Genomic DNA, 26057 nt, shown 5'->3' with positions numbered 1-26057 from the left:
CGGCCGGCGTGTCGAGGTCAGGCGACGGGGATGGGATTCTCGACCAGCGAGAGGTTGAACTGGTTGATCAGCGCGTGCTCCTGGGGACCGGGGTTGGCGCGCAGCGGCACCACGCGATCCACCAGCACCTCGGTCTCGGCGCTAGCCAGCTTGTCCAGGGTCTCGGCGATGAAGTCGTCGAGGGGCATGGCGCGGCTGTCGCCACTCTTGTGGACCAGGTCGGTGTCCACCCACGGCGGGGCGATCTCCAGCACCTGCACCGAGGTGTCGCGCAGCTGGAAGCGCTGGGACAGGGTGTAGGAGTGCAGGGCCGCCTTGGTGGCCGAGTAGAGCGCCGTGGCCGCCAGCGGCAGGAAGGCCAGCACCGAGGTGTTGTTGATCAGGGTGGCTTCCGGCTGCCGCTTGAGGTGCTCGATGAAGGCGGCGCTCACTCGTACCGGGCCGAGCAGGTTGGTGGTGACCAGCTGCACCGCCTGGGCATCGTCCAGGTTGCCGGCGCCGGCATCATCGAAGGGCATGATGCCGGCGTTGTTGATCACCACGTTCAGACCGGGGTGACGGGCGATGACTTCGGCGGCGACCGCCTTGATCTGCGCCGGGTCGCCGATGTCGAGCAGCACGGTATCCAGGCCGGGATTGGCGGCGGCGATCTCGTCGAGCAACGCCTGGCGGCGGCCGGCGACGATCACCTGGTTACCGCGACGGTGCAGAGCCTCGGCCAGGGCGCGGCCAATGCCGGAGGTGCCGCCGGTGATGAAGACGGTGTTGTCGGTCAGTTTCATGGGGTGTGCTCCTCTCAGGGTCAAGATCAATGGGCGGTGTGATAACGGGGGGCGAGCTGGCGGCTGGACAACTGGTCGGCCATGGCCAGGCGACTGGCTTCGTAGGTCTCCCAGCGAGACAGGTCGTGCAGCGAGGGGATCGAGATGGCGACCTCGCGCTCGAAATCGGCCAGGGCGGCGGCGACCAGGTCGGCCGGGCTCATGACGATGGCGGGATCGAGGTGCTCCAGCGGCAGGCCGCCGCGCTCCCAGAAGTCGGTGGCGGTGGCGCCGGGCAGCACGGCCTGGGCGCGCACGCCGGTCCCGGCCAGCTCGCGCTGCAGGGATTGGGTAAAGGCCGTGACATAGGCCTTGCTGCCGCCGTAGACGCCGTTGAGCAACTCCGGCGCCAGGCTGACGATGGAGGAGATGTTGATGATGGCGCCGTGACCGCGGGCGACGAAGGCCGGTACGGCGGCATAGGTCAACTGGGTGAGGGCGGTGACGTTGAGGGCGATCATCCGCTGCATCTGCGCCGGATCGCTCTGCAGCAGCGGCGTGTGGGTGCCCATCCCGGCGTTGTTGACCACCAGGGTGAGGCTGGCGTCTTCGCGCAGGGTGCGCTCGACCTCGGCGAGGGCGGCGGGGTTGGCCAGGTCGGCCGGCAGGACCTGGACACTCTGGCGGGTGGCGTCGGTCAGGCGCTGGGCGAGGGCGTCCAGGCGCTGGCGATCCCGGGCGACCAGGATCAGGTCGTAGCCACGCTGGGCCAGTTGTTCGGCGTAGTGGGCACCGATGCCGGACGAGGCGCCGGTGATCAGGGCAGTACCTTGCGGGGAGCGGGTCATCATCAGGTCTCCGGGGTGGGTGTGAGGCCATGATGAGCGCGCTGGTCGATGGCGCAAATGACGCTTATAGTCATGTTTTAGGACATGAGACCGGGTCATGCATCGGATCGGCTATGTATTGGGCGAGCGCTTCCAGGTGATGGCGCTGGCGACCCAGAGCGTCTTCGAGTTCGCCAATCTGGTCTTGGGCGAGCCCTTCTATACCCAGGCGATCTTTTCCGAACGGGGCGGTCCGGTGCGCTCCTCGCAGCAGCTGCTGGTGGAGACCGAAGCCCTGGGCACGCCGGGCCGCGCCGATACCTGGTTCATCGTCGGCAACCTGACGCCGCTGGCCACCGAGCCATCGCCGACGCTGCTGGACTTCGTGCGCCAGGCCGGCGCCCAGGCGCGCCGCACCGCGGGGATCTGTACCGGTGGCTTCGCCCTGGCCGCGGCCGGCCTCCTCGATGGGCGCCGGGCCACCACCCACTGGTCCTTCGCCCGGGCTATGCAGGAGCGCTATCCACAGATCCGCGTCGAGGAAGACCGCATCTTCATCGTCGATGGCCCGGTATGGACCTCCGCGGGCATGACCGCCGGCCTGGACCTGGCGCTAGGCATGGTGGAAAAGGACCTGGGCATGGAGGTGGCGCGCTCGGTGGCGCACCGGCTGGTCATGCAGCAATTCCGCTCGGGCGGCCAGACCCAGCATTCGGAGCTGCTGGCCCTGGCGCCCAAGTCGGATCGCATCCAGACGGCCCTGGCCTATGCCCGCCAGCACCTGAACCGTGCCCTGAGCGTCGAGGAGCTGGCCGAGGTGGCTCATCTGAGTCCGCGGCAATTCAGCCGGGTATTTACCGCGGAGACGGGGCAGTCACCGGCCAAGGCCATCGAGGGACTGCGCCTGGAGGCGGCGCGGCTGATGATCGAGCAGACCCGTCATTCGCTGGAAACGGTCGCCCGCGAGACCGGCTTTCGCGATCGTCGCCACCTGCGCGAGGTGTTCGTGCGCGGCTTCGGCGTGCCGCCCCAGATGATCCGCCGCGATGCCCGCCGCCTGGCCTGAACGGCGGGCATCGCTCCGCTGGTCTGTCTAAAAACCGCCGCCCGCCTCCAGCCAGGCCTGCTCGTCCGGCGTATCCAGTCTGCCCAGTGCCCGGTTCCGATGGGGAAAGCGCCCGAAGCGAACGATGACCTCCAAGTGCGCCTGGGCATAGCGGCGGTAGTGCTCGACGCCCAAGGCCTCGAACAGGGCGAGAGAGCGCTGCTGATCGGCCAGGACTTCGGAGTGCTCGAGGGGCAGATAGAAGAAGGCACGCAGCTCGGGGTCGATCTCCAGGTCCAGGCCGGCCTCGATCGCCTGGTGGGCATAGTGCAGGGCCAGGCCATCGCTGGCGAAGGCGTGACCGCTGTGGCGAAAGATATTGCGCGGGATCTGGTCGAGCAGCAGGCACAGCGCCAGGGCCCCTTCGGCACTATCCAGCCAATTCTCGAACTCGCGGCGACTGGCGGCGAAATGTGCGGCTTCGAAGCGCGTGCGGCATTCGGTGTCGAAGGCGGGGCCGCCCTTGAACCACTTACGGCGGCCGGCGGCGCGCCAGAAGGTCACGAGTTCCTGTGGTTGCATGGTGTCTTTCTCCAGTCGATCCAATAGTGCCTGGGCGGCGGTACAGCCCTATGTCAAAGCCTAGATAAAAGAGCCAGGCTGTCGTCGCGGCGTTTCCAAAAGCTAGAAGCCATACGTTTCGGATTTCTCAAGAAATCTATCAGCAGCTCGGCCAGCTCCCGTGCATTCGGGTACGGCGGTTTGAGAACGGCTTGCGAGCGAAGAGGGTACGTCATTGACTCATATGGCCAGCGCTGTATGATCGCAGTACGTCAATGGCGCAGGGATCGCGACATGATCTTCATCGAAACCCCGGTGTTCACGAGGCTCGTCAAAGAGTTGCTTGAGGATGATGCCTACGCTGCCTTCCAACGCGAGCTGGCGCAGAACCCGGCGGCAGGCGATGTCATCAGGGATACCGGCGGCCTACGCAAAATCCGTGTCGCCAGCGGTGGCCATGGCAAGCGTGGCGGCTCTCGGGTGATCTACTATCACTTCGCTGCCGATGCTCGGATTGCCCTGCTACTGATCTACCCCAAGAGCGAGAAGGACGACCTCTCCGTCGAGGACCGAAAAGCCTTGAAGGCCATGATCGAAAGGTGGAGATAAACAGCATGACCAAGTTCCTAGATGACCTCATGGAAAGCGTTACCCAAATGGACGAGATCGTCCGGGGTGAGCGGCAACCTTCCCGTGAGTTCCACGTCGATGCCCTGCAGATCAAGCAGATCCGCAAGAACACCGGACTGAGCCAGGCGCAGTTCGCCAAGAAACTTAATATCGACGTCGGTACGCTGCGTAACTGGGAGCAGAGCCGGCGTGAACCCACTGGGCCGGCGAAGGCCCTGTTAGTGGCGCTCAAGAACGACCCTGTGCATGTACTGGCGGCGCTGGGGGCTTAGTCCGTCGCCGCTGGGTTTGAACTGCCTAAGCGGCAGTAAGTAGATGTCGTAGATAAATGTGGAATGCTGGGATTTCTAAGCCGCTACACATAGTGAGCACTGGGCTCGCCGGTGCGATGCAGACGCTACCTTTCTGAGCTGCTTTGCGCGCGCGGTCTTACCAATTTTTTTGTACCCCATGGCCTACGGCCGTTCCACGTGAAACCTATCCACGCCCCACAAACGGCATCTTGGTCGCCATCACCGTCAGGGTCTGGACGTTGGCGTCCAGCGGCAGGCTGGCCATGTAGCGGACGGCGTCGGCGACATGTTTGACGTCCATGCGCGGTTCCACCGCGGTGCTGCCGTCGGCCTGCAGGACGCCGTTGGCCATGCGTTCGGTCATCTCGGTGGCGGCGTTGCCGATGTCGATCTGACCGCAGGCGATATCGAAGGCGCGGCCGTCCAGGGCCAGGGCCTTGGTCAGGCCAGCCACGGCGTGCTTGGTGGCGGTGTAGGGCGCGCTGAAGGGTCTTGGCGTATGGGCCGAGATGGAGCCGTTGTTGATGATGCGACCGCCGCGCGGGGACTGCTCGCGCATCAGGGCGAAGGCGGCGCGGCTGCAGAGAAAGACGCCGGTGAGATTGGTGTTGACCGCCCGGTGCCAGGCGTCCAGTTCCAGTTCATCGATGGGCACCGCCGGAGCGCCAACGCCGGCATTGTTGAACAGCAGGTCGAGGCGTCCGTAGGTGGCGCGGATGCGGTCGAAGAGCGCCTCGACGCTAGCGGCATCGGTGACATCGCAAGGGACCGCCAGGGCTTCACCGCCCTGCTGGCGGGCTTCTTTCACCAGGGCCTCCAAGGGCTCGGCGCGGCGGGCAGCCAGGACCACGCGAAAGCCGTCCTGCAGCAGGCCGAGGGCGACGGCGCGACCGATACCCTGGGAGGCACCGGTGACGAGGGCGATGGGGCGGGCGGTGGTCATGGGCGATCCTGGTGGCGGATGGGGTGCCTCAAGGCTAGCAGGTCGGGAGGAGATGAGGCAGGCGTCTGGCCGGAGTCTTGGGTGGCCCTCACCCTAGCCCTCTCCCAGGGGGGAGAGGGGATGGTTAGGGTGTTCAGGGTAAGGTTGGTAATCGGGCGGGGAATATGGCGCGTCGATAGTCTTGCCAGCGGCAGCGCGAAGTGATTGCCGCAAGGACAGGGTTCGACTGCCTCAACGTAGCGTGAAGTCGGCCGGTACCAGGATTGCCTGGCCGGACGGTCGCTCCCGCAGGCGGATGAGGTAGGCGGTGAGGCGTGGCCAGGCGGCTAGCCAGCGAGGTTCCGGCAGGCGCTCCAGGTAGTCCAGCATCGGTGCCAGTAGGGCATCGGCGAGGCAGAAGTCGGGCCCACACAGAAAGGCGCTGCCGCCCAGCTGGCGATCGAGCACCGCCAGGGTCGCGCTGACCTCGGCGGCGGCGCGTTCATGTTCTGCATCCGTGAACTGGGGATCCGGCCGGGGCCCGGCGACACGCAGCAGATAGCGGCGGATCAGCCGGGTATCCACCGTGGTAAGCAGAGCACTGGCCCAGGCGTCTTGTTCGGGATCATCGAGGGTATCGGCTGTGGATAGCAGGTGCCGGTCGAGGTAGTGGCAGATGGCAAGGGTCTCGAAGACACGGCGTTCACCGTGCAGCAGCACCGGGACCTGGCCGAAGGGATGCAGCGCCAGATGGGCGTCGCTGCGCCAGGCGACCGGTTGCCCCGCGGGCGCGAGACCACAGGGCAGGTCCAGTCCCCGTTCCAGGCTATAGAGGCGCACGCTGCGTACCAGACTGCTGAAGGCGGGACCGAAGAGATAGGGTGGCATGGGATAGGCTCCTTGCAAAGAAGGCTGCATGCTGGCAAAGGGGACCTTATGTTCAAGAACATAATCTGGAGCAGCCATGGCCTGGCCCCTTGATCAACGCGAGCAGACCCGCCAACGCATTCTCGACAGTGCCGCCCGCCTGTTCGCCCTGAAAGGCTTCGATGCCGTCGGGCTCGACGAGCTGATGGCCGACGCCGGTCTGACGCGCGGCGCCTTCTATCATCACTTTCGCACCAAGACCGACGTCTACGACCAGGCCATCGGCCACGCCGCGCGGGTAGGCAGTGCCCGGCTCGAAGGTCTGGGTAGCGAAGGCCTCGGGCAACTGGTCGAGCATTACCTGAGTCGCGAGCATACCGAGGGCGAAGCGCTGCGTTGTCCGCTGGCCTTTCTGGCGGCGGACGTCACCCACCGGGAGGTCGCCATCCGCGGCAGCTACACGCGCTTTTTCGAAGGCTTCGTACGGCGGCTGGAGCAGGATCTGCCCGGCTCATCGGTACAGCGCCGCAGCCGGGCGCTACAGCTGGCCACCACGCTGATCGGCGGCGTGGCCCTGGCACGGGTGCTTAATGACGAGGGCTTCGCCGAGGAGCTGCTGGCGGCCTGTCGCCAGGGGGCTCACGACGTGCTGGCCGCCGACGTGGATTTGGCAGGCTCGGCGGGCTAGGCGACACTGGTACCTCGCCTCTCAGCCGGAGTCACCCATGCAGATTCGCCCCTTGGCAGCCGCCGATTTCGACCAGGTCTGGCCGCTGATCCAGCAGGTCGTCCAGGCGCAGGAAACCTATGCCTACGATCCCGATATGACCCGCGACGATGCCTGGCGCCTCTGGGTGGAGCTGCCGCGGGCGACCTTCGTCGCCGAGCGCGACGGCCAGATCCTCGGCAGCTACTACCTCAAAGCCAATGCCATGGGCCCAGGCGACCACGTCTGCAACTGTGGCTACATGGTCGCCCCCGCCGCCCGCGGCCAGGGCGTGGCCGGCGCCCTTTGCGAGCACTCGCTGCAGGTGGCCCGCGAGCTGGGCTTTCAGGCCATGCAGTTCAACTCGGTGGTGGCCAGCAACAGCGTGGCGGTACGGCTGTGGCAGAAGCATGGCTTCGAGATCGTCGGCACCCTGCCCAAGGCCTATCGGCATAGGAGCCTGGGGCTGGTGGATTGCTATGTGATGTATCGCTGGCTGGACTGACGACGGCGCGTCACAACGGAACGCAATTTGCCTGACAGAGCCTATCGCCCCGTTATCACGAGTTAGCGCCATGCGCCATTTCGATACCGATGCCCTCGCTACCTTTATCGCGGTGATCGATCACGGCGGCTTCACGGCGGCGGCCGAGCGGATCGGCAAGACCCAGGCGGCGGTGAGTCTGATCGTCAGCCGGCTGGAGGAGCGGGTGGGCAAGCGGCTGCTGGAACGTAGTCGCAAGGGGGTGAGCCTGACCGCCCACGGCGAGATCCTGATGGGCTATGCGCGGCGGATGCTGATCCTGGAAGACGAGGCGCTGTGCGCCCTGGAGTGCAAGCTGGAGGCGACGCGGGTGCGCATCGGCATGCCCGACGACTACCTGGACAGCCTCGGCGCCTGGCTGCTGCAGACCTTCGCCGCGCAGCACCCGGAAATCCAGGTGGAGATCCTCTGCGATTTTTCCAAGCGCCTGGAGCCCCAGGTGCAGGTAGGGGATCTGGATCTGGCCATCGTCACCCGGGAAGCGGGTCGCCCCGTGGGCGAACTGCTCTGCGCAGAAGCCCAGGTATGGTGCAGCGTGGTGGGAAAACGTCCGGAACGGGAGCAGGTGTTGCCGCTGTCGCTATTTGCCGACAGCTGTCGCGCCCGACCGGGCATCCTCGCGGCGCTGGACGAGGCCGGGCGACCCTGGCGCATCGTCTCGTCTTCGTCGCACCTGCCCGGGGTGCTCGCCGCGGTGCGCCTGGGCGCGGCGGTGACGGTGCTGCCAGCGTCGGTGGTTCCCGAGGGCTGGCGGGTGCTGGGGGCGTTCGAGGACTTGCCGCTGCTACCGCACCTGGAGCTGGCGCTGCTGGTACCGTCCGGGGCGCGGCTGAGCACCCGGCGGCTGGCCAATTTCATCCGCGATCGCTATCAGGAGCGGCAGCGCGCTGCGATCGCCTAGGCGTTGTCCGAACAGTCGCCGGGCGCAGGCACCGTTCGGACAAGTCCCATCCCTATGCCCAGGTCTGGGCCACCTCCGTAAAGGCCGCTTCCAGTTCCGCCAGGACCTCATCGTCGTGGGCGAACGTCAGGTACAGGCGGCCGTAGGCGACCGGCATCATCAGGACGCCGCGGGCACGCAGGGCGAAGTGCAGGGCGCGGGTCCATTCGGCATCGACGCTGACCTCTGCCTGGGCGTAGTCGCTGGGCGCCTGGTCGCAATCCCAAGGAGTGAAGACGCTGCCATAGCCGCTGCTGGAAAAGGTCAGACCCTGGGCGGCGAAGGTACTGGCCAGCCGGGCGCGCAGGGCGTCGCCGCGGGCCAGCAGGGCGAAGTAGTCCTGCTGGACCAGCAGCTCCAGGGTGGCGAGCACTGCGGCGCAGGCCGGCGGATTGCCGCTGTAGGTACCGGCACGTATCACCTGGCCACGCTCGAACAGCGCCATGATGGCCGGCTTGCCGAGCAGGGCGGCGACCGGGATACCGCTGCCGATGGCCTTGCCCACCGCCGCTAGGTCGGCGTCCACGCCCAGGTAATGCCCGGTGAGGCCGGCGTGCAGGCGGAAGCCCATCAGCACCTCGTCGAGGATCACCAGGGCGCCATGGCGATGGGCGCGGTCGGTGACGTACTGCAGATAGCCGGGGGCTGGTTCCAGGCAGCCGGCGTTGGCCAGCACCGGTTCCATGAGGATGGCGGCGATGTCGTCGTATTCGGCGAACAGTCGCTCCACGTCGGCGAAGTCGTTGTAGCGCAGCAGCAGCATGCCGTCGCGCTCGGGACGGGCGCCGGTCATGCGCGCGGCCGGTGACTGGGTGTTGCCGAAGGCCACCGGGTCGTACCAGCCGTCGTAAGCCGCGGCGAACTTGACGATGCGGCCGCGGCCGGTGGCGATGCGCGCGGTGCGGCAGGCCAGGTGCACGGCCTCGCTGCCGGTATTGAGGAAGATTACCTGCGACAGGTCACCGCAGCGAGCGGCCAGGGCGGCGGCTGCTGCTTCCTCGCGGGCATGGGCGAAGGAGGGCATGGGGCCTTCGGCCTGGGCCTGGGCGACCGCCTCCAGTACCGGGGGCGGGGCATGGCCGAGCAGGGTGGCGCCAAAGCCCATGGCGGTGTCGAGATAGCGTTGGCCGCGGTCGTCCCAAAGGTAGGCACCCGCGGAGCGGGTGACCCGGAAGGCGTGGCCCTGGAGATCGGGCAGGGCGCGTCCTGCGCTGGAGATGCCACCCACGAGAAAGGTCATGACAGGGGTACTCGGATTGCGGGTTGATCAGTAACCGAGCAGGCGGGGCAACCAGCCGCTCAGGGAAGGGAAGAGCACGAGCAGAGCGACGGCCACGGCGGTGGCGATCCAGAAGGGCACCAGGCGCCAGGACACCTCGCCGATGGACAGCCGGGCGACGTTGCAGACCACGAAGATATTGGTGCCGATCGGCGGGGTGAACAGGCCCCAGCCGAGGGTCACGGTGAAGATCAGGCCGATCTGATAGGGCTCGAAGCCGGCGGCCTTGGCGATGGGTACCAGGATGGGCGCGAGGATGATCATGGCCGGGCCGAGGTCGAGCCAGAAGCCCACCACCTTGAGCGCCAGCACGATCAGCAGCATGGTCAGCAAGGGGCCGGTGTGGAGGTCGACGATCCAGCCGGCCACGGTGTGGGGGACCTGCTCGACGGTGAGGATCCAGCCGAAGGGCATGGCCACCGCCATGATGATCATCACCGAGCCGGTGGTGATCACCGCTTCGTGGAGCGCCGGCAACAGATCGCGCCAGCGCAGTTCGCGATAGACCAGGGCGCCGGCGGCCAGGGCGTAGAGCACCGAGACGGCGGCGGCCTCGGTGGCGGTGGCGAAGCCGCTGACGATGGCGCCGAGCACCAGCACCGGCATCAACAGCGCCGGCAGGGCGTAGCCGAGGTCGCGCAGCAGCTCGCGCAGCGGCAGGCGCTCGTCGACCTTGGGGAAGTTCTCGCGCACCCCGACCACATAGGCGGTGACCATGAAGGTCAGTGCCAGCAGCACCCCAGGGATCAGGCCGGCGACGAACAGGCCGCCGATGGAGGTGTTGGTCAGCACGCCATAGAGGATGAGGATGACGCTGGGTGGCACGATGATGCCCAGGGTGCCGGAGGCGGCGGTGACCGCAGCGGCGAAGGCGCGGGGATAGCCACGTTCTTCCATGGCCGGAATCATCACCTTGGCCACCGCGCCGGTGTCGGCGGTGGCGGAGCCGGTCAGGCCGCCGTAGACGAAGGCGGTGGCCACGTTGACCAGGCCCAGGCCGCCGCGGAAGCGGCCGAGGAAGTGTTCGGCGATGCGCATGATGCGCCGGGTCAGGCCGCCGCGGTTCATCAGCTCGCCGGCCAGCAGGAACAGCGGGATGGAGCTCAGGGTGGCGGAGTCGGCGCCGCGGATGGTCTGCTGGGCGAGCCAGGCCAGGGGCATGCTCAGGTCGCCCACCAGCAGGGCGACGATGCTGGCGCCGGCCATGGCCCAGACGATGGGGATGCCGGTCAGTAGCAGCACGATGAAGGCGAGGAACAGCGCAAGGACGGTCATGCCTGGGGCTCCCGACGGACGAGAACGCGCCATAGCCGGAGCAGGGCGATGACGACGAGCAGGGCGGCGGCGCTGACCAGCGCCAGGGTCATCAGGCCGGAGGGCCAGCGCAGCACCGGAGTCGGTACCCGTCCGGAGCGCTCCAGCACCGCCCAGCCGCTGGTCAGCAGCCAGAGGCTGACCCCCAGCAGCACCAGGCAGCCGAATACCTGCAGGGCGCGCTGGCCGGCCGGCGGCAGGAGCAGCAGGACGCCGACGAAGCGCACGTTCTCGCCACGCAGCTCGGCCAGCACGCAGCCGATGAAGGTGACCCAGACGAAGCTCAGGGCGGCGATCTCGAACGACCACTCGAAGCCGGGCAGGTGGAAGTAGCGCGCCACAACCCCGCCGGTGATGGCGCCGAAAGTAGCGAGGAACAAGAGGACGCCCACGGCCTGCAACAGGCGCTCGGGCCGCGAGGGACGGTGCGGGACGTGGGTCGGATCGCTCATGACTCAGCGGGCCTCGCGCGCGGCGCTGCGGGTCTGGTCGACGAAGGCCTGGCCCCATTCACCGGCGAAGCGGGTGTAGACCGGATCGACCAGGGCCTGGAAGGGCGCGCCGTCGACGCTGTTGACCTGCACGCCCTTGGCCTTGAGTTCGGCGAGGACCTTGGCGTAGGTGGCGTCCAGCTGGCCGCGATACCAGGTCACGGTGTCCTGCGCCGCCTTGCGCAGCGCCGCGCGCTGGGGCTCGCTCAGGCCGTCGTAGGTGTCCCTGTTCATGAACCAGTAGTTGGCCGACCAGATGTAGTTGGACAGTGACAGGTACTTGGCCACCTCGAACCACTTCTGGTCGTAGAAGTCGCGCATTTCCGGCTCGACGCCATCCACCACGCCGGACTGCAGGGCGCTGTAGACCTCGCCGAAGGGGATCGACTGGGCCAGGGCGCCGAGTTGCTTGAGGGTGGCGAGGATCACCGGATTCGGCGGCGTGCGGATCTTCAGGCCGGCGAGGTCGGCCGGGGCGACGATGGGATGCTTGCTGTTGGCGAACTGGCGGAAGCCCGAATCCAGGGCGCCCAGCAGCACGTAGCCGTGGTCCTGGCCGAGGTCTAGCAGGGCCTTGCCCTGGGCACCATCGAGGAAGGCGTGGACGTTGGCCGCGTCGCGGAACAGGAAGGGCAGGGAGACCACGTTGAGGCGTGGATCGATGGCATCCACCGCACCGCCCAGGCCGATGTCGATGGAGCCGTTGCCGACACCTTCGGCGATGGGACCTTCGTCGCCGAGCTGGCCATCGGGGAAGACCTTGACGGTCAACTCGCCCTTGGACTCGGTCTTGAGCTCTTCGGCGAAGCGCTGCACCGCCTGGTTGATCAGGCTGTCGCTGCTGGAGGCGTGGGCCAAGCGCAGGGCGCGGGCGGCGGAGGCGCTCTGCAGGTCGAGCAGACCCAGGGTGGTGGAGAGGGCGATGGCGAGCCAGCTGAGGCGCGCCCGGATCCGGCGTTGCGGCATGGTGCTGCTCCTGAAGGAGGGTGCCGGAAGTGGCGCCCCTGTTCAGGGATACTGCCAAGCTTTGCCGCGGCGCTGGATAAAGATGCGTAATGCTGGGATAAGCGGACCTCAGAAGGTCCCGTGCTCCACCACCCAGCGCAACGAGGCCGGCAGCATGGGGCCGTGGCCGAGGCCCGGGAGGGTCTCGAAGCGCACCTTTAGGCCTGGAACGCGGGCCAGGCGCTCGGCCAGGCGCGGGGTGGCGTCGGCCGGGACCTCGCTCTGGAATTGCGCGGGCAGGTCGTGCTCGTTGCCGCCTTGCAGCAGGGTGAGTTCGGCGGGGTGGCCGCGCAGGCGTTGCGCCAGGGCCTGGTCGTCCTGGGGCAGGGCGTCGGGACTCCACCACAGCGAGGGGCTGACGGCATAGCCGCGGGCGAAGGCGTCCGGCCGGTTGAGCAGGGCGTGGAGCACGAACAGGCCACCCAGGGAGTGTCCCCAGAGCGCGCGCTGGCGGCGGTCGAGGGGTACCTGGCGCGCCACCGCCGGCTCCAGGCGGTCGAGCAGCCAGGCGAGGAAGACGTCGGCGCCGCCGGTGGGCATCTCCCGAAAGCGTTCGCTGGTGGGCCGCGTGGCCGTGTAGTCGAGGACCCGTCCCGGACCATAGATGCGCTTGCCGCCGGCATAGCCCACCGCCACCAATACCGGCGGACGCGGGCGGCGGGCCAGTTCGTCGAGCAATTCGGCGTTCAGGCCACCCAGGGCGGCATTGCCGTCGAGCAGGTAGAGCACCGGATAGCCCGCCGCCGGTGCCGGGGTGGCGGGCCGGGCGATCCATACCTGGTAGTGGCGGGCGCCATCGACGGAGTCCAGCTGTACTTCGCTGAAGGCATAGCTGTGGCCGGGGTGCTCGAGGACGCTGGCGTCCATCGGCTGATCGATGGGGCGGGCCTGGCCTGGAGCGGCCAGGGCCAGCAGCAGCGGCAGGGCCAGCCAGGCAGGCAGGGACATGAGGCGGAGCGAGAGCGACAGCAGGGACATCGGCGAACAAGACTCATTCCAGGTAGACCAAGCAGCCTACCGGGCTCCGCCCGTGGTCGCCATACTGGCGAGGTGTCTTCGCGGCAAGATCAACCGGCCCTCGGTCAGGCGACCTTCAGGGGTTTTACCTGCGCACGAATCTGCTCCCCCTTCGCGATCTCCGCCACGCGCAATTCATAGGTAGCCTGCAGGCCTACCCAGAAACCAGGGGTAGTCTCGAAGGCCGCGGCGAGCCTTAGGGCCATATCGGCAGTCACCCCGCGACGTTCAAGCACGACGTCATTCACCGTGGGAGCCGAGACGCCGAGGGCTCGAGCCAGGGCGGATGCGCTGATACCCAAGGGAGCCAAGTACTCTTCCCGCAGGATCTCGCCGGGATGAACCGGGCGCATTCCGTTGGTCAGCATGACGTTACCTCCATTCATTGTTAGCGAGAGCGGCTTGTGACGCTTGCATCTGCTTGCACCCTTAGCCGGCACGTGGCCGACGATCCTAGTGATAGTCGACTATTTCCACATTGATCGGCCCCTGCGCGGTCCACTCGAAACAGAGGCGCCACTGGTCGTTGATACGGATGCTGTACTGGCCTTTGCGGTTGCCATCCAACTGCTCCAAGCGATTGCCAGGCGGTGACCTGAGGTCTTGCAGCGCTAACGCCTCATTCAGCATCGCCAGCTTGCGCGTCGCTACCTTGGCTATCTGGCTCCACTGCCGATTTTGCCCTGTCGTAAACAGCTCTTCGGTATCGCCGCAGCGAAAACTTCGAATCATCTCGCCTCCTTGCGCGACTCATCGAAAGGCATCTTAACGAGTAACGTTAAGCGTTTCAATTGCTGGCCAAGAAAGGAGAGACCACCGCGGCGCCTGCCTTTCGATCACCTGCTAGGACGGTGCGACTGGCTCGGTAACTGGGTAGGTCTAGGGACGCGACGAGCGATAAGTGCAGGCCATCAGCTCGTCGCGGCACCGGGCATGGACTGGATCAGCCGCAGGTAGCGGTCTGGACGACCAGGCTGGCGCTGGTGGTGATGGTCAGGCGCTGGGAATTGAAGTCCATGGTCATGGGGTCCTGCGGACGGACCACGCGAACGACCTGGGCGCCGGCACGCTGACGGCCTTCCTCGGCCAGCGCCGGGGAGAGCGCCTTGCCGACCAGATCCTGGACCGCATCGGAGTTGCAACGGCCGCTGCTGCTGACGGCGCCACTCGAGGTCGAGGGAGCCGCGGCCGGACTGTCCTGGGTTTCGTGCGAGCCGCAGCCGGCCAGCAGGGTGAAGAGGGCGGCGCCGGCCAGCAGGAAAGGGGTCTTGAAGCTCATGAGTTCGCCTTATCGATCGTGAGAGGAGGAACCTTAACCCGTACGGGCCTCTGCATGGACCCCTCAAGGGCGGGCATTGTTACAAATCGCGAGCCAGCCGACCTTGGTGGTCGAAGACGACCAGCTGTAGTTCGACAACAAAGTTAACAACTATAACGTTCGGTAATCGGCCAAATCCGGGTGGGGAGGCTTGATCCATTTTGGCCATGGACCATCATCGGACCAGGGCCGCATGGCCTCCCACGGTGACGACAACAACAAGAAAGGAACACCTGTCATGACTTCTCGCTCCTTGCGCTACCCGCACGCCCCCAGCTCCCCACCGACCGTCCGATCCGCGCCCATTCAGCACTGATCCCCGCGCCCCGAGGCGCCTTTTTCCTCTTTGCCAGGACGGTCACTCCATGTCTCTTTCGCGCTCGCCCCAGGCCTGCGCACGGGCTCGCTCGTGCCTCGCCTTCGCTTCCCTTGCCTCCCTGCTGGCCAGCCAGGAGGTGCTCGCCGCGCCTTCCACCACCCTGGAAAGCGCCCGGCCCAAGCCGCTCAACAGCCTGGAGGCGGCCCGTCCCTTGCCGCCGGGGCCACCGCGCTGGGCTGAGGACTATCGCTTCCTCGACGATCCGCAAAAGCGCACCGATCCCTTCGATGAGTTGCGCTACCAGCGCCTGGGGGATTCGGCCTGGCTGCAGACCGGTGGCGAGGCGCGCTATCGCTTCGACACCATCCGCAATCCGGTCTTCGGCCGGCGCGGGGTGAATACCGATCACTACATCCAGCAGCGCCTGCAGCTGCACGCCGACCTGCACCTGTTCGACGACGCCCTGCGTACCTTCGTCCAGCTGGAGAACACCCGCGCCTGGAACAAGGCGCTCTATGGCCCCTATGACCAGAGCCGCACCGAGCTGCACCAGGCCTTCATCGACCTCAACACGCCGCTGGCCGGCGGCAAGCTGATGACCCGGGTCGGGCGGCAGGAACTGGGCTATGGCAACCAGGCCTTCGTCACCTACCGCGACGCCCGCAACATCCGCCTCAACTTCGACGGGGTACGCCTGGCCTGGACCCGGCCGGACGGCTACCGACTGGATGCCTTCGGCCTGAGACCCGTGGTGACCGGCGAGGACAGCTTCGACGATGGTTCCAACAACGCGGTCAAGTTCTACGGCCTCTATGGCACCCTGCCGCTGGCCGGGCCGCTCAAGCTGGATGTCTACGGCTTCGGCCTGGAGACCGACCAGCGCACCCTCGATGGCCTGACCGGTGCGGAAAAGCGCTATACCGCCGGCATCCGCCTGTTCGGCAGCGCCGGCAACTGGGACTGGACCTGGGACCTGGCCGGGCAGGGTGGTCATCTGGCCGGGGCGCAGATCCGCGCCTGGGGCCTGAGCAGCGAGACCGGCTATCGCCTGGGTGGCGCCTGGAAACCCCGGCTGGCGCTGCGGGTGGACGCGGCCAGCGGTGACCACGGCCTGGGCGATGACCGCGTCGGCACCTTCGATCCGCTCTATCCGAAGAACGGCTTCTATGGCGACTCCGGCCTCACCACCCTGGCCAACCTCTATCTGGTCGGCCCCTTGCTGACCCTGGCGCCACGGCCGACCCTGCAGCTGGAGAGCGGCCTATTCGGCGTCTGGCGGCAGAGCACCGAGGATGGCGTCTACCTGCCGGGCATGACCACGGTGCCGGGCACCGTCGCCAGTTCGGCGCGCAAGACCGGTACCCTCTGGCGCAACAACCTGCGCTGGATGCCCACCGCCAACCTGACCCTGGACCTGGAGTACAGCTACTTCGAGGCTGGCGCCGCCGTGCGCCAGGCCGATGGCGACGACACCAGCTTCCTGATGGTCGCCACTACCTTCCGCTTCTGAGGAGTCCGCCATGCGCCTGCTTTCGACCGCCCCGCCCGGGGCCCGCCTGACCCTCGTGCTGTGCTTCATCGTCGCCCTGCTGGAAGGCATGGACCTCCAGGCCATGGGCATCGCCGCCCCGGCCATGGCCAAGGTCTTCGGCTTCCAGCCGGGACAGATGGGCCTGGTGTTCAGCGCCAGCATCCTCGGCCTGCTGCCCGGGGCCTTCATCGGCGGCTGGTGCGCCGATCGCATCGGTCGCAAGAAGGTGCTGATCGCCTGCGTGCTGATCTTCGGCGTCTTCTCGGTGGCCACCGCCCACGTCTGGAGTCTGGAGAGCCTGCTGCTGGCGCGGCTGCTCACCGGTATCGGCCTGGGTGGCGCCTTGCCGAATTTGATCGCGCTATCCGCCGAATCGGTGGACGAGCGCGCCCGGGCCACGGCGGTCAGCCTGATGTACTGCGGCGTGCCCCTGGGCGGCGCCCTGGCGGCGGTGGTGGGGCTGCTGGACGTCGGCCGCTGGCAGACGGTGTTCTATGTCGGCGGCCTGGCGCCGCTGCTGGTGGCGCCGCTGCTCGGCCGCTACCTGGTGGAGACCGCCGGCTTTCTCCGTGGCCGTGGCGCCGCACCGGCGGGTGGAGCGGGCAGGGCCTGGCTGGACGCGGTGCCGCTGTCGACTACCCTGCTGTTGTGGCTGGGCTATTTCTTCACCCTCACGGTGATGTACATGCTGCTCAACTGGCTGCCCTCGCTGCTGGTGGGGCAGGGCTTCAGCCGCGGCCAGGCGGTAGGGGTGCAGATCCTTTTCAACCTCGGCGGCGGCATCGGCTCGGTGCTGTTCGGCCTGCTCATGGACCGCTGGCGGCCGCGGCTGACGGTGCTGGCCATCTACTTGGGCATCCTGCTCGGCCTCGCCGGGCTGGGCTTGGCCAAGGCCTATCCGCTGGTGGCCCTGGCCGGTTTCGCCGCCGGGCTGTTCGTGGTCGGCGGTCAGCTGGTGCTCTATGCCCTGGCGCCGCAACTCTATCCGGCGGCGGTGCGGGCCACCGGCACCGGCGCGGCGGTGGCCGTGGGTCGCCTGGGTGCCATGGCCGGTCCCCTGCTGGCCGGCCAGGTGCTGGCCCTGGGCGGTGGCGCGGCGACCCTGGTGGTGGCCACTACCCCGGCGGTGCTGGTGGCAGCGGGCGCGGTGCTGGCCCTGCTGCAACGCCGCGCGCCGGCCCCGGCGGCCACGCCCAACGCGGAGGCACCCGGCCATGCGTAGTCTGCTGCTCGTCACCCTGTGGCTGCTGAGCGGCCTGGCCCGGGCGGCCGCGGTGGACGGTGATCCGGCCACCGCCACGCCGCCACCGCTGCAACTGGAGCCGTTGGCGCGCTTCGAGGTGGCCCTCGACGCCCCGGTGTGGGAATTGGGCCAGACCAGCGACCTGGGCAAGCGACGCATCATCCCCATCACCGGCGGTCGCTTCGACGGCCAGCGCCTGCGCGGGCGGATCCTCAACAACGGTGCCGACTGGCAGGTGGTGACCGCCGATGGCCTGGCCATCATCGACACCCGCTACCTGCTGCAGACCGACGACGGTGCCCTGATCTACCTGCAGACCAAGGGCTATCGCTACGGCCCGCCGGAGGTGATGCGCGAGCTGGCCGCCGGCAAGCCGGTGGATCCGCGGCGCTACTTCTTCCGCGTCACCCTGACCTTCGAGACCGCCGCCCCGGCCTATGCCTGGCTCAACCGCGCCCTGGGCGTGGGCAGCGCCATGCGCCTGGGCAAGGCGGTGGTCTACGACGCCTATCTGTTGCACTAGCGGAGCGCCCGATGCCGATTGGAATGAGTGCCTTGTACGAGGACGTGCTGCTGCTGGACGGCGTGCGCACGCCCTGGACCGACCTGAATGGCGCCCTGGGCCAGGTGTCGCCCACCGACCTGGGCATCGTCGTGGCCCGGGCGCTGCTGGCGCGGGGGCACGAGGCCGCGGCGGTGGACTCGGTGCTGGCCGGCTGCGTGGCCCAGGCCAGCTTCGATGCCTATCTGCTGCCGCGCCACATCGGCCTCTATGCCGGGGTGCCCGAGTCGGTGCCGGCGCTGCTGGTGCAGCGCGTCTGCGGTACCGGCCTGGAGCTGCTGCGCCAGGCCAGTGACCAGTTGCAGAGCGGCCAGGCCAGTCGGGTGCTGTGCGTGGCGGCCGAGTCCATGACCCGCAACCCCATCGCCGCCTACACCCACCGCAACGGCTTTCGCCTCGGCGCACCGGTGGAGTTCCACGATTTCCTCTGGGAGGCACTGAAGGATCCGGCGGCCGGGCTGGACATGCTCGGTACCGCCGAGCGGCTGGCGCAGCGGCATGGCCTGGACCGGGAGGCCGTGGATGCCTGGGCGCTGCGCAGTTTCGAGCGCGCGCTGGCGGCCCAGCGCCAGGGCTGGTTTCGCGAGGAAATCGTGCCGGTGGCGGCAGCGCGTTTCGCACCCGCCGGCCTGGCCCCACGGGAGTTGCGCCTGCCGCGGGGCTGCGCGGTGGTCGAGCGCGACAGCCATCCCCGCGAGACCTCGCGGGACGCCCTGGCGCGCCTGACGCCGGTACACGAGGGTGGCGTCCAGACCGCTGGCAACAGCTGCGCGGTCGCCGATGGGGCAGCGGCCGTGCTGCTGGCGCGGGGTACGGACGCCGCACCGGAGCGGGCGCTGGCCTGGGTGCGGGGGAGCTGCGTGGTGGGGGTGGCGCCCGAATTCATGGGCAGCGGTCCGGTGCCGGCCATCCAGGGCCTGCTCGACCGCGCCGGCCTGCCGCTGGCGGCCATCGACCGCCTGGAGATCAACGAGGCCCAGGGCGCCCAGCTGCTGGCGGTGCAACGTACCCTGGAGCTGGACCCGGCACGGTTGAACGTACATGGCGGGTCCATCGCCCTCGGCCATCCGCTGGCGGCTACCGGCCTGCGCCTGGCCATCACCCTGGCCCGGCAGCTGCGCGCCGAGGGGCTCAGGTATGGGGTGGCGGCGGTGTGCATCGGCGGCGGGCAAGGCATGGCGGTGTTGCTGGAGAATCCGGGGCGTTAGGGGGGAGGCTGGGCCTGTTGGGCTTCGCTGTGCTCAGCCCAACCTACGGGGGGGCAGGGTGCGCCGGATTACCCCCTCTCCCTTGGGGAGAGGGTTGGGGTGAGGGTGGTGCGCAGGTCTGGCCGCAGCCTGTTGGGCTTCGCTGCGTTCAGCGCCAACCTACGAGGCCTCCGCCGGCGGCACGGCCAGCGGCGGGAAATGGATGGCCACGCGCAGGCCGCGCCCGCTGGTGGCAGTCGCCAACTCGATGCCGGCGTCGTGGGCGGTGGCGATGTCGCGGACGATGGCCAGGCCCAGGCCGGTACCGTGGATGCCGCTGTCGAGACGGTAGAAGCGCTCGAAGATGCGTTCGCGCTCGGCCTCGGGGATTCCCGGACCATCGTCTTCGACTTCGAGGACGGTCGCGCCGGCCTGGCCGTGCAGCCGTACCGTGACCTGGCCGCCCCTGGGGGTATACCTCAGGGCGTTGTCCACCAGGTTGTCGAGCAGGTCGCGCAGCTGGAAGGCGTTGCCCAGTACCGTCTGCGGCTGCAGCTCGTAGCCCAGGTCGATGCCGTGGCGGTCGGCCTCGGCCAGCTGGCTGGGGATGGCTTCGCCGATCAATTCGTCCAGGCGCATGGGCGCACGGGGTGGACTTTCCAGCCGGGCGGTGGCGGCGCGGGCCAGGGTCAGCAGCTGGTTGGTCTGGCGCGTCATGCGCTCGGTAGCGGCCTGGAGTTGCGCCAGGGCGGCGGCGCTTTCGGCATCGCCGGCGTGGCGCTGGCGCAGCCATTGGGTCAGGGTGCTGATACCTGCCAGCGGGGTGCGCAGCTGGTGGGCCATGTCGTCGAGGAAGGCTCGCTGGTTGCGCGCGCCCTCGCGGATACGCAGCAGCAGGCCGTTGAGTGCGGTGACGAAGGTGCCCAGCTCACGCGGCGCGCCTTCTTCACGCAGGGGGGCGAGGTCATCGTAATGACGGCTGTCGAGCTGGCGCTCCAGGCGCTCCAGGGGTCTCAGGCCGCGCCGCACCGCCCACAGCAGCTGGGCGGCGATGAGCAGGGCGACGAGGATCTGTACCACCACCAGAGTCAGCACCATGCGCTGCAGGGCTGCGGTGTGGCGACTCAGGGTCTGGGCGACGCTGGCCACCACGGGCTGGCCGGCGACGTTGCCCAGGCGGCCGACCATGAACACCGAGCGGTCGTTGATGCGGCTGCGCAGGGCGGTGGTGTGGCCGTCACGCATCTCCTCGGTGATCTCCTGGACCGGCATGGCGGCATCGCCGAACAGCAGCCGGCCGTCGAGGGTGCGGACGGCCAGCCAGACGTGGTCATGGCTGTTGTGGCGCAGCAGGTAGTCCACCTCGGTGGGCAGCCACAGCTTGCCGTTGCCATCCATGTACAGCTGTTCCAGCAGCAGGATCGCGGAGTCGGTGAGGTCGCCATCCAGGGCGCTGAACGCCGGCTTGCGGGCGAACTGATAGCTGATCACCGCGCCGCCGAGGTTGACCAGGAGCACCGGCAGCACCAGCCATTTCAGCAGACGCCGGCGCAGGCTGGGCGCGGTCGGCGTCATGGCGCCGCCTCCTCCAGGCGATAGCCGAAGCCGCGCACGGTGCGGATGCCGACGCCGGAGTCGGCCAGTTTCAGGCGCAGGCGCGAGACATAGACCTCCACGGCGTTATGGGTCAGGTCCTCGCTGCCCCAGGGGGCCAGGGCGTCGATGATCTGCTGCTTGGAGACCACCTTGCCGGCCTGGCGCAGCAGGTGTTCGAGTACCGCCCACTCGCGGGCCGAGAGGTCCAGCGGGGTTTCGCCGAGGCGCGCCTGGTGGGCGGCGGTGTCGAGGCGCAGCGTGCCGAGGGCCAAGTCGGCGGTGTTCTGGCCACCGGCGCGACGGGCCAGCGCCTTGATCCGCGCCACCAGCTCGGGCACGGCGAAGGGCTTGACCAGATAGTCGTCGGCGCCCACCTCGAAACCGTGCACCCGGTCGTCGATGGCGTCGCGGGCGGTGAGCAGCAGCACCGGCTGGTCGCTGCCGCGCTGGCGCAGGCGCCGCACCACCTCGAAACCGTCCAGCCCACCGGGCAGGCCGATGTCCAGCACCACCACGGCGAAGCGGGTGGTACGCAGCCAGGCGTCGGCCTCGGCGCCGCTGCGCAGCAGGTCGACCTGCATGCCATGGCCTTCCAGTACGCGGCGGATGCCATCGGCCAGGGTGGCATCGTCCTCGACGAGCAGGATGTGCATGGGAGTGTCCTTAGCGCCTGGCGATCCAGGTCAGTTGCAATGCAGTGTGGCCGATGCGCAGCCGATTAGGTACCGACGCTCAGTGGGGCAGGGCGCAGAAATCGCCCAGCGCCCGCAGCAGCGCCAGGCGGTGGAGGTCGTCGGGCTTGGCCGTGACGAGGTGAGCGCTCAGGGCGCGGTCGAGCTGGGCGGGGCAGTCCTTGGCCGCACGCAGGTCGCCGGTGGCGGCGAGCCCGGCGAGCAGCTGGGTCTGCAGGGTGTCGAGGCGGGTCCTGAGTCCGGCCAGGTCCGGCGTGGTGGCCGGTAGCGGTCGGGTACCGCGGCGCCAGGCGTCGAGCAGGCCGTATTGCACCAGCTTGTTGGCTTCCATCTGGGCGGCGAAGAAGGTCTGGGCGGTGGCTGGATCGAGGGCGGCACCCTGGGCGGCCTGGCCGACGCTGTCGAGCACCTGGCGCTCGCGGACCTCGTCCAGCACCGGCTTGCCCGAGTCGTGCTTGCTGCGGGCGACCTGGTCGGCCACCGCCAGCCGCTGGGCCATGGCATCCAGCAGCGCGGGCAGGGGCGCCGGGGCGGCCTGGGCACCCAGGGCGAGACCGAACAGCGGAATGGCGAGCCAGCGAACACCCGACATGACGAGCTCCAGGGCAGGGGAAAGGGTTCCGAAGCTCGCACGGGGCGGCGAAGGGGTCAAGATGGCCGGGGCAGGGCGGTTGGTTGGGTGGTGTGGGGTGGGCGCGGTGTAGGTGGGTGGAGACGGCTCCAGCGTCGAAGCCCAAGGCAGTGGAGGCGAATGCACGTGGGCGGTTTCAAGCAGGGTGGTCCCCTCACCCCAACCCTCTCCCAAGGGGAGAGGGGGAGGAGCGGTGTGGCATGGGGATGCGGGGGTAGGTTGGGTTGAGACGGCTCTATCGTCGAAGCCCAACGTAGGGGAGCCGAATGCATGCTGGTGGGCGCGAGCGGAGCGGTACCCTCACCCCAGCCCTCTCCCAAAGGGAGAGGGGGCGGAGAGGTGTGGCATGGGGATGCGGGGGTAGGTTGGGTTGAGACGGCTCTATCGTCGAAGCCCAACGTAGGGGAGCCGAATGCATGCTGGTGGGCGCGAGCGGAGCGCCAGCCCTCTCCCGAAGGGAGAGGGGGCGGAGCGGTGTGGCGTGGGGATGCGGACGTAGGTTGGGTTGAGACGGCTTCATCGTCGAAGCCCAACGTAGGGGAGTCGAATGCATGCTGGTGGGCGCGAGCGGAGTGGTCCCCTCACCCCAGCCCTCTCCCAAGGGGAGAGGGGGTGGAGCGGTGCGGGTGCCGTGCCGCCGTGGATGAGGCTACGCCGTCATCCACCCTACGGCTCCCGAGGGGGGGAACGGAGTGGTGGGGGAGTTGGGAGCGCTTCCCTCACCCAGGCCTCTCCCGGGGGAGAGGGGCCAGGAGCCGCTAAGCGTCCTGCGCCGCGCGGACTTCGGCGGTGAGGGCCTGGAGGCGGGTGTCGAGGGCGCTCAGGGCGCCGGCGTCGGCGGCGGTGTCCAGGCTCAGGCGCAGGGCGGCGAGGACCAGCAGTTCGGTGGCGTCACCGCGGCGGCGGTCGCCCTGGATGGTCACCAGTTCGTCGCGCAGGCGGGCGGCGGCCTGTTGCAGGGCCGCGCGGTCGCCTTCGGCCACCTTGAAGCGGTAGCGGCGACCGAGCACCTCCACCTCGTCGTCGGCGCCCGGGCTGGCGGTCTTCACTCGACGCTGGCCGCGTGGCGCTGCGCGGCGTCAGCGGCCACCGCCTGCTCGGCGGACGGTGCGGCCGGCGCTCCGGCGGACAGCAGGGCCAGCAGGCTTTCCACCCGCTGACGGGTACTGGCGCCAGCCTCTTCCTGTTCCATCAGGCCCAGTTGCAGGGTGTCGTTTTCTTCGCGCGCGGCTTGCAGGGCCTGTTCCAGTTCCTGGGTCCGGGCGGTCAGGCGCTGGTTGCGTTGCAGCAGGTCGCGGATCGCGGTTTCCAGTTCGCTCAGGGTCTTGTCCAGCATGGGCGCGGTCGTCTCTCGTGTCAGGTTCGGGGCTGCCGCGGGCGGCAGGGGCTGCATTCTAGGCTGCCGGGCGACCATCGGCACCCCCTACGTCGCGCGCTAACCCGTTGTTTTGCCAAGGGGTTCACGAGGGTGACCGGTGAGCCGACCGGCTGTCAGGCAGTTGTCAGGTTGCGCTAAGGGGGCCGTAAGGCAGTCCCCCTTAGCCTGGGCTCATCGCGTCGGGTGTCCATGCCGGCGCCCCCTCTCCGGATGAGCCGCCATGACCGATCTGTCCCAGAGCTCCGCCCCGCGTCAGCTGGATGAGCCTTTCCTGCCGTTCTCCCGCCCGAGCATCGGTGCCGAGGAAGTCGCCGCGGTGAGCCAGGTGCTCACCTCGGGCTGGATCACCACCGGGCCCCAGGCCAACCTGCTGGAAGAGCGCTTCGCCGCCTCGGTGGGCGCCGCCCATGCGGTGGCCCTGTGCTCGGCCACCGCCGCCATGCACGTGACCCTGCTGGCGCTGGACATCGGCCCGGGCGACGAGGTGATCACCCCCTCGCTGACCTGGGTGTCGACCGCCAACATGATCACCCTGATCGGTGCCACGCCGGTGTTCGTCGATGTCGACCGCGATACCCTGATGGTCTCGGCCGATCAGGTGGCCGCCGCCATCACCCCGCGCACCAAGGCCATCGTCCCGGTGCACTACGCCGGCGCCAGTTGCGACCTGGCGCCGCTGCGCGCCCTGGCCCGCAAGCATGGCGTGGCGCTGATCGAGGACGCCGCCCACGCCGCCGGCACCCGCTACCAGGGCGAGCCCATCGGCCAGCGCGGCACGGCCATCTTCAGCTTCCACGCCATCAAGAATCTGACCTGCGCCGAAGGCGGCATGCTGGTGACCGACGACGCCACCCTGGCCGAGCGGGTACGCCGGCTGAAATTCCACGGCCTGGCGGTGGATGCCTTCGACCGTCATGCCCTGGGCCGCAAGCCCCAGGCGCAGGTGCAGGAGCCCGGCTTCAAGTACAACCTCTCGGACATCCATGCCGTCCTGGCGCTGGTGCAGCTGGACCGCCTGGGCGACATCAACAGCCGCCGCCGGCTGCTGGCCCAGGCCTACACCCAGCGCCTGGCCGCCCTGCCGGTCGCGCCTCTGGCGCTGCCCGACTACGCCCAGACCCACGCTTGGCACCTCTACATCCTGCGCATCTGCCCCGAGCGCTGCGGGCTGGATCGCGAGGCCTTCATGGCCGGCCTCAAGGCGCGCGGCATCGGCACCGGCATCCATTTCACCGCCACCCACCTGCACCCCTGGTACCGCGAGCGCTGGCCCGAGCTGGCGCTGCCCAACAGCGAATGGAATTCGGCACGGCTGTGCTCCATCCCGCTGTTCCCCGACATGACCCTCGCCGACGTCGACCGCGTGGTCGGCGCCATCGAAGACCTGCTGGAGAAAGGCGCATGAAGCCCTATGCCATCGACCGGGTATCCGTGGTGATCCCCGTCTACAACGAAGAAGCCAGCCTGCCGGAACTGCTGCGGCGTACCCGCGCCGCCTGCCGCCTGCTGGATTGCCAGGTGGAGATCATCCTGGTCGACGACGGCAGCCGCGATCGCAGCGCCGACCTGCTGCGCCAGGCCGCCAGCGAGCCGGACAGTCCCGTCGTCGCGGTGCTGCTCAATCGCAACTACGGCCAGCACTCGGCGATCCTCGCCGGCTTCGAGCAGGCCAGAGGCGACCTGATCATCACCCTGGACGCCGATCTGCAGAATCCGCCGGAAGAGATCCCGCGCCTGGTGCATACCGCCGCCCAGGGCTACGACGTGGTCGGTACCGTGCGCCAGCAGCGCCAGGATTCCTACCTGCGCACCTTGCCGTCGCGGCTGATCAATCGCGCCGTGCAGCGCTCCACCGGCGTCGCCATGCGCGACTACGGCTGCATGCTGCGCGCCTATCGCCGCCAGGTGGTGCAGTCGATGCTGGCCTGCCATGAGCGCAGCACCTTCATCCCGATCCTGGCCAACAGCTTCGCCCGCCACACCACCGAGATCGAGGTGGCCCACGCCGAGCGCGAGCACGGGGATTCCAAGTACGGCTTCCTCAAGCTGATCAACCTGATGTTCGACCTGCTGACCTGCATGACCACCACCCCGCTGCGGCTGCTCAGCCTGTTCGGCGGTGGCCTGGCGCTGTTCGGCTTCGCCTTCGCCGCCCTGCTGCTGTTCCTGCGCCTGACCCATGGCGCCGAGTGGGCGGCCGACGGCGTGTTCTCGCTGTTCGCCATCTTGTTCATCTTCACTGGCGCCCAGTTCGTCGGCCTCGGTCTGCTCGGCGAGTACCTCGGCCGGGTGTACCACGACGTCCGTGCCCGCCCCCGGTTCCACGTGGAACAAGTGGTGAGCGCCGCTACCGTTTCCCCTTCGCCGGCGCCGCTGCGCCAGGTCCAGTAACAGGAAA

Annotated in this window: 30 protein-coding genes; 12 read left to right on the top strand and 18 right to left on the bottom strand. The window is 68.4% G+C overall.

All coding sequences use genetic code 11. The features are described from left to right. Positions 1-17 precede the first annotated feature (17 nt). Together ACYJP6_RS01605 and ACYJP6_RS01600 are read right to left on the bottom strand one after the other, a co-directional pair. Complete coding sequence (locus ACYJP6_RS01605; protein ID WP_459472816.1) at positions 18-782, bottom strand: SDR family oxidoreductase; 765 nt, start codon at positions 780-782, stop codon at positions 18-20. 26 nt (positions 783-808) lie between these two features. Beyond that, entirely contained in the window at positions 809-1609 is an 801-nt protein-coding gene (locus tag ACYJP6_RS01600; protein WP_459473409.1) for an SDR family NAD(P)-dependent oxidoreductase, read from the bottom strand. A gap of 97 nt (positions 1610-1706) precedes the next feature. On the opposite strand from ACYJP6_RS01600, the gene ACYJP6_RS01595 reads away from it, so the two are divergent. Next, positions 1707-2654, top strand: a complete 948-nt coding sequence (locus ACYJP6_RS01595; RefSeq protein WP_058763110.1) for a GlxA family transcriptional regulator — start codon at positions 1707-1709, stop codon at positions 2652-2654. Positions 2655-2681: 27 nt separating this feature from the next. Here the strand turns inward: ACYJP6_RS01595 and ACYJP6_RS01590 are convergent, their stop codons facing one another. Continuing rightward, positions 2682-3215 carry a DUF924 family protein gene (locus ACYJP6_RS01590; protein WP_459472814.1) on the bottom strand — a complete coding sequence of 178 codons (534 nt, stop codon included), beginning with the start codon at positions 3213-3215 and terminating at the stop codon, positions 2682-2684. A 273-nt stretch (positions 3216-3488) separates the two neighbouring features. On the opposite strand from ACYJP6_RS01590, the gene ACYJP6_RS01585 reads away from it, so the two are divergent. Continuing rightward, positions 3489-3803 (top strand): type II toxin-antitoxin system RelE/ParE family toxin, encoded by a 315-nt coding sequence (locus ACYJP6_RS01585; protein ID WP_459472812.1) that lies wholly within the window; start codon positions 3489-3491, stop codon positions 3801-3803. Positions 3804-3808: 5 nt separating this feature from the next. Then, on the top strand, positions 3809-4096 hold the full coding sequence (locus tag ACYJP6_RS01580) for a helix-turn-helix domain-containing protein (protein WP_459472810.1): 288 nt from the start codon (positions 3809-3811) through the stop codon (positions 4094-4096). 205 nt (positions 4097-4301) lie between these two features. Here ACYJP6_RS01580 and ACYJP6_RS01575 read toward each other — a convergent pair whose 3' ends face one another. After that, on the bottom strand, positions 4302-5060 hold the full coding sequence (locus tag ACYJP6_RS01575) for an SDR family oxidoreductase (protein WP_459472808.1): 759 nt from the start codon (positions 5058-5060) through the stop codon (positions 4302-4304). A gap of 231 nt (positions 5061-5291) precedes the next feature. Beyond that, a complete protein-coding gene (locus ACYJP6_RS01570) occupies positions 5292-5927 on the bottom strand; it encodes a glutathione S-transferase family protein (protein ID WP_459472806.1) in 636 nt (211 codons plus the stop codon). Between the two features lie 76 nt (positions 5928-6003). Between ACYJP6_RS01570 and ACYJP6_RS01565 the strand changes: the two genes are divergently transcribed. From ACYJP6_RS01565 to ACYJP6_RS01555, 3 genes are all read left to right on the top strand, one after another. Then, positions 6004-6594: a TetR/AcrR family transcriptional regulator gene (locus tag ACYJP6_RS01565; protein WP_459472804.1), complete on the top strand. Its 591-nt coding sequence runs from the start codon at positions 6004-6006 to the stop codon at positions 6592-6594. 37 nt (positions 6595-6631) lie between these two features. Continuing rightward, positions 6632-7117, top strand: coding sequence for an N-acetyltransferase family protein (locus ACYJP6_RS01560; protein WP_459472802.1), 486 nt, complete (start codon positions 6632-6634; stop codon positions 7115-7117). Between the two features lie 70 nt (positions 7118-7187). Then, entirely contained in the window at positions 7188-8057 is an 870-nt protein-coding gene (locus tag ACYJP6_RS01555; RefSeq protein ID WP_459472800.1) for a LysR family transcriptional regulator, read from the top strand. Between the two features lie 52 nt (positions 8058-8109). Here ACYJP6_RS01555 and ACYJP6_RS01550 read toward each other — a convergent pair whose 3' ends face one another. The 8 genes from ACYJP6_RS01550 to ACYJP6_RS01515 all read right to left on the bottom strand — a co-directional run bounded on the left by ACYJP6_RS01550 (position 8110) and on the right by ACYJP6_RS01515 (position 14481). Continuing rightward, positions 8110-9336 (bottom strand): aspartate aminotransferase family protein, encoded by a 1227-nt coding sequence (locus ACYJP6_RS01550; protein ID WP_459472798.1) that lies wholly within the window; start codon positions 9334-9336, stop codon positions 8110-8112. A gap of 27 nt (positions 9337-9363) precedes the next feature. Beyond that, entirely contained in the window at positions 9364-10650 is a 1287-nt protein-coding gene (locus tag ACYJP6_RS01545) for a TRAP transporter large permease (RefSeq protein ID WP_459472797.1), read from the bottom strand. Continuing rightward, complete coding sequence (locus ACYJP6_RS01540) at positions 10647-11141, bottom strand: TRAP transporter small permease (protein WP_459472795.1); 495 nt, start codon at positions 11139-11141, stop codon at positions 10647-10649. Before ACYJP6_RS01540 ends, ACYJP6_RS01545 begins: the two co-directional genes overlap by 4 nt. Positions 11142-11144: 3 nt before the next feature. Beyond that, positions 11145-12146: a TRAP transporter substrate-binding protein gene (locus ACYJP6_RS01535; RefSeq protein ID WP_459472794.1), complete on the bottom strand. Its 1002-nt coding sequence runs from the start codon at positions 12144-12146 to the stop codon at positions 11145-11147. 108 nt (positions 12147-12254) lie between these two features. After that, the gene (locus ACYJP6_RS01530) at positions 12255-13133 is read right to left on the bottom strand and encodes an alpha/beta hydrolase (RefSeq protein WP_459472792.1); all 879 of its coding nucleotides are present in this window, start codon (positions 13131-13133) and stop codon (positions 12255-12257) included. Between the two features lie 134 nt (positions 13134-13267). Continuing rightward, on the bottom strand, positions 13268-13570 hold the full coding sequence (locus ACYJP6_RS01525) for a HigA family addiction module antitoxin (RefSeq protein WP_459472790.1): 303 nt from the start codon (positions 13568-13570) through the stop codon (positions 13268-13270). An 85-nt stretch (positions 13571-13655) separates the two neighbouring features. Further along, on the bottom strand, positions 13656-13934 hold the full coding sequence (locus ACYJP6_RS01520; RefSeq protein ID WP_459472789.1) for a type II toxin-antitoxin system RelE/ParE family toxin: 279 nt from the start codon (positions 13932-13934) through the stop codon (positions 13656-13658). A gap of 211 nt (positions 13935-14145) precedes the next feature. Beyond that, positions 14146-14481, bottom strand: a complete 336-nt coding sequence (locus tag ACYJP6_RS01515; RefSeq protein WP_459472787.1) for an I78 family peptidase inhibitor — start codon at positions 14479-14481, stop codon at positions 14146-14148. Between the two features lie 404 nt (positions 14482-14885). Here ACYJP6_RS01515 and ACYJP6_RS01510 point away from each other — a divergent pair, with 404 nt between their 5' ends. Genes ACYJP6_RS01510 through ACYJP6_RS01495 form a run of 4 tightly spaced genes read left to right on the top strand, consistent with a single transcriptional unit; the run spans position 14886 to position 19383 of the window. Then, on the top strand, positions 14886-16349 hold the full coding sequence (locus ACYJP6_RS01510) for an alginate export family protein (RefSeq protein ID WP_459472785.1): 1464 nt from the start codon (positions 14886-14888) through the stop codon (positions 16347-16349). Positions 16350-16359: 10 nt separating this feature from the next. Next, positions 16360-17592, top strand: a complete 1233-nt coding sequence (gene mhpT / locus ACYJP6_RS01505; RefSeq protein WP_459472783.1) for a 3-(3-hydroxy-phenyl)propionate transporter MhpT — start codon at positions 16360-16362, stop codon at positions 17590-17592. Next, on the top strand, positions 17585-18136 hold the full coding sequence (locus ACYJP6_RS01500; protein WP_459472782.1) for a DUF3237 domain-containing protein: 552 nt from the start codon (positions 17585-17587) through the stop codon (positions 18134-18136). The genes mhpT and ACYJP6_RS01500 overlap by 8 nt, the downstream gene beginning before the upstream one ends. A gap of 23 nt (positions 18137-18159) precedes the next feature. Next, complete coding sequence (locus ACYJP6_RS01495; protein ID WP_459472780.1) at positions 18160-19383, top strand: thiolase family protein; 1224 nt, start codon at positions 18160-18162, stop codon at positions 19381-19383. Between the two features lie 159 nt (positions 19384-19542). On the opposite strand, the gene ACYJP6_RS01490 is transcribed toward ACYJP6_RS01495, so the two are convergent. The 5 genes from ACYJP6_RS01490 to ACYJP6_RS01470 form a co-directional block, all read right to left on the bottom strand. Beyond that, positions 19543-20937: a sensor histidine kinase gene (locus tag ACYJP6_RS01490; protein ID WP_459472778.1), complete on the bottom strand. Its 1395-nt coding sequence runs from the start codon at positions 20935-20937 to the stop codon at positions 19543-19545. Continuing rightward, the gene (locus ACYJP6_RS01485) at positions 20934-21611 is read right to left on the bottom strand and encodes a response regulator transcription factor (RefSeq protein ID WP_459472776.1); all 678 of its coding nucleotides are present in this window, start codon (positions 21609-21611) and stop codon (positions 20934-20936) included. Before ACYJP6_RS01485 ends, ACYJP6_RS01490 begins: the two co-directional genes overlap by 4 nt. 79 nt (positions 21612-21690) lie before the next feature. Further along, positions 21691-22242, bottom strand: coding sequence for a chorismate mutase (locus ACYJP6_RS01480; protein WP_459472774.1), 552 nt, complete (start codon positions 22240-22242; stop codon positions 21691-21693). Positions 22243-23039: 797 nt separating this feature from the next. Continuing rightward, entirely contained in the window at positions 23040-23330 is a 291-nt protein-coding gene (gene zapA / locus ACYJP6_RS01475) for a cell division protein ZapA (RefSeq protein ID WP_459472772.1), read from the bottom strand. Next, positions 23327-23617 (bottom strand): hypothetical protein, encoded by a 291-nt coding sequence (locus tag ACYJP6_RS01470; protein ID WP_459472770.1) that lies wholly within the window; start codon positions 23615-23617, stop codon positions 23327-23329. The genes zapA and ACYJP6_RS01470 overlap by 4 nt, the downstream gene beginning before the upstream one ends. A 298-nt stretch (positions 23618-23915) precedes the next feature. On the opposite strand from ACYJP6_RS01470, the gene arnB reads away from it, so the two are divergent. Then, complete coding sequence (gene arnB, locus ACYJP6_RS01465) at positions 23916-25064, top strand: UDP-4-amino-4-deoxy-L-arabinose aminotransferase (protein ID WP_459473407.1); 1149 nt, start codon at positions 23916-23918, stop codon at positions 25062-25064. Then, entirely contained in the window at positions 25061-26050 is a 990-nt protein-coding gene (gene arnC / locus ACYJP6_RS01460; protein WP_459472769.1) for an undecaprenyl-phosphate 4-deoxy-4-formamido-L-arabinose transferase, read from the top strand. The genes arnB and arnC overlap by 4 nt, the downstream gene beginning before the upstream one ends. Positions 26051-26057 lie beyond the last annotated feature (7 nt).

This window comes from Pseudomonas sp. No.117 (genome assembly GCF_054558395.1).
Note: the sequence above shows the minus strand (reverse complement) of the source record. Positions and strands in the feature narration are given on the sequence as shown.

Coding starts and splice junctions, on each gene's coding strand:
- ACYJP6_RS01575 (WP_459472808.1), bottom strand. CDS start 5,060: ATGACCACCGCCCGCCCCATCGCCCTCGTCACCGGTGCCTCCCAGGGT.
- ACYJP6_RS01540 (WP_459472795.1), bottom strand. CDS start 11,141: ATGAGCGATCCGACCCACGTCCCGCACCGTCCCTCGCGGCCCGAGCGC.
- ACYJP6_RS01525 (WP_459472790.1), bottom strand. CDS start 13,570: ATGCTGACCAACGGAATGCGCCCGGTTCATCCCGGCGAGATCCTGCGG.
- ACYJP6_RS01530 (WP_459472792.1), bottom strand. CDS start 13,133: ATGTCCCTGCCTGCCTGGCTGGCCCTGCCGCTGCTGCTGGCCCTGGCC.
- ACYJP6_RS01490 (WP_459472778.1), bottom strand. CDS start 20,937: ATGACGCCGACCGCGCCCAGCCTGCGCCGGCGTCTGCTGAAATGGCTG.
- ACYJP6_RS01590 (WP_459472814.1), bottom strand. CDS start 3,215: ATGCAACCACAGGAACTCGTGACCTTCTGGCGCGCCGCCGGCCGCCGT.
- ACYJP6_RS01470 (WP_459472770.1), bottom strand. CDS start 23,617: ATGCTGGACAAGACCCTGAGCGAACTGGAAACCGCGATCCGCGACCTG.
- ACYJP6_RS01500 (WP_459472782.1), top strand. CDS start 17,585: ATGCGTAGTCTGCTGCTCGTCACCCTGTGGCTGCTGAGCGGCCTGGCC.
- ACYJP6_RS01480 (WP_459472774.1), bottom strand. CDS start 22,242: ATGTCGGGTGTTCGCTGGCTCGCCATTCCGCTGTTCGGTCTCGCCCTG.
- ACYJP6_RS01600 (WP_459473409.1), bottom strand. CDS start 1,609: ATGACCCGCTCCCCGCAAGGTACTGCCCTGATCACCGGCGCCTCGTCC.
- ACYJP6_RS01555 (WP_459472800.1), top strand. CDS start 7,188: ATGCGCCATTTCGATACCGATGCCCTCGCTACCTTTATCGCGGTGATC.
- mhpT (WP_459472783.1), top strand. CDS start 16,360: ATGCGCCTGCTTTCGACCGCCCCGCCCGGGGCCCGCCTGACCCTCGTG.
- ACYJP6_RS01510 (WP_459472785.1), top strand. CDS start 14,886: ATGTCTCTTTCGCGCTCGCCCCAGGCCTGCGCACGGGCTCGCTCGTGC.
- ACYJP6_RS01485 (WP_459472776.1), bottom strand. CDS start 21,611: ATGCACATCCTGCTCGTCGAGGACGATGCCACCCTGGCCGATGGCATC.
- ACYJP6_RS01545 (WP_459472797.1), bottom strand. CDS start 10,650: ATGACCGTCCTTGCGCTGTTCCTCGCCTTCATCGTGCTGCTACTGACC.
- ACYJP6_RS01495 (WP_459472780.1), top strand. CDS start 18,160: ATGAGTGCCTTGTACGAGGACGTGCTGCTGCTGGACGGCGTGCGCACG.
- ACYJP6_RS01595 (WP_058763110.1), top strand. CDS start 1,707: ATGCATCGGATCGGCTATGTATTGGGCGAGCGCTTCCAGGTGATGGCG.
- ACYJP6_RS01585 (WP_459472812.1), top strand. CDS start 3,489: ATGATCTTCATCGAAACCCCGGTGTTCACGAGGCTCGTCAAAGAGTTG.
- ACYJP6_RS01560 (WP_459472802.1), top strand. CDS start 6,632: ATGCAGATTCGCCCCTTGGCAGCCGCCGATTTCGACCAGGTCTGGCCG.
- ACYJP6_RS01605 (WP_459472816.1), bottom strand. CDS start 782: ATGAAACTGACCGACAACACCGTCTTCATCACCGGCGGCACCTCCGGC.
- ACYJP6_RS01515 (WP_459472787.1), bottom strand. CDS start 14,481: ATGAGCTTCAAGACCCCTTTCCTGCTGGCCGGCGCCGCCCTCTTCACC.
- ACYJP6_RS01565 (WP_459472804.1), top strand. CDS start 6,004: ATGGCCTGGCCCCTTGATCAACGCGAGCAGACCCGCCAACGCATTCTC.
- ACYJP6_RS01520 (WP_459472789.1), bottom strand. CDS start 13,934: ATGATTCGAAGTTTTCGCTGCGGCGATACCGAAGAGCTGTTTACGACA.
- ACYJP6_RS01570 (WP_459472806.1), bottom strand. CDS start 5,927: ATGCCACCCTATCTCTTCGGTCCCGCCTTCAGCAGTCTGGTACGCAGC.
- ACYJP6_RS01580 (WP_459472810.1), top strand. CDS start 3,809: ATGACCAAGTTCCTAGATGACCTCATGGAAAGCGTTACCCAAATGGAC.
- ACYJP6_RS01535 (WP_459472794.1), bottom strand. CDS start 12,146: ATGCCGCAACGCCGGATCCGGGCGCGCCTCAGCTGGCTCGCCATCGCC.
- arnC (WP_459472769.1), top strand. CDS start 25,061: ATGAAGCCCTATGCCATCGACCGGGTATCCGTGGTGATCCCCGTCTAC.
- ACYJP6_RS01550 (WP_459472798.1), bottom strand. CDS start 9,336: ATGACCTTTCTCGTGGGTGGCATCTCCAGCGCAGGACGCGCCCTGCCC.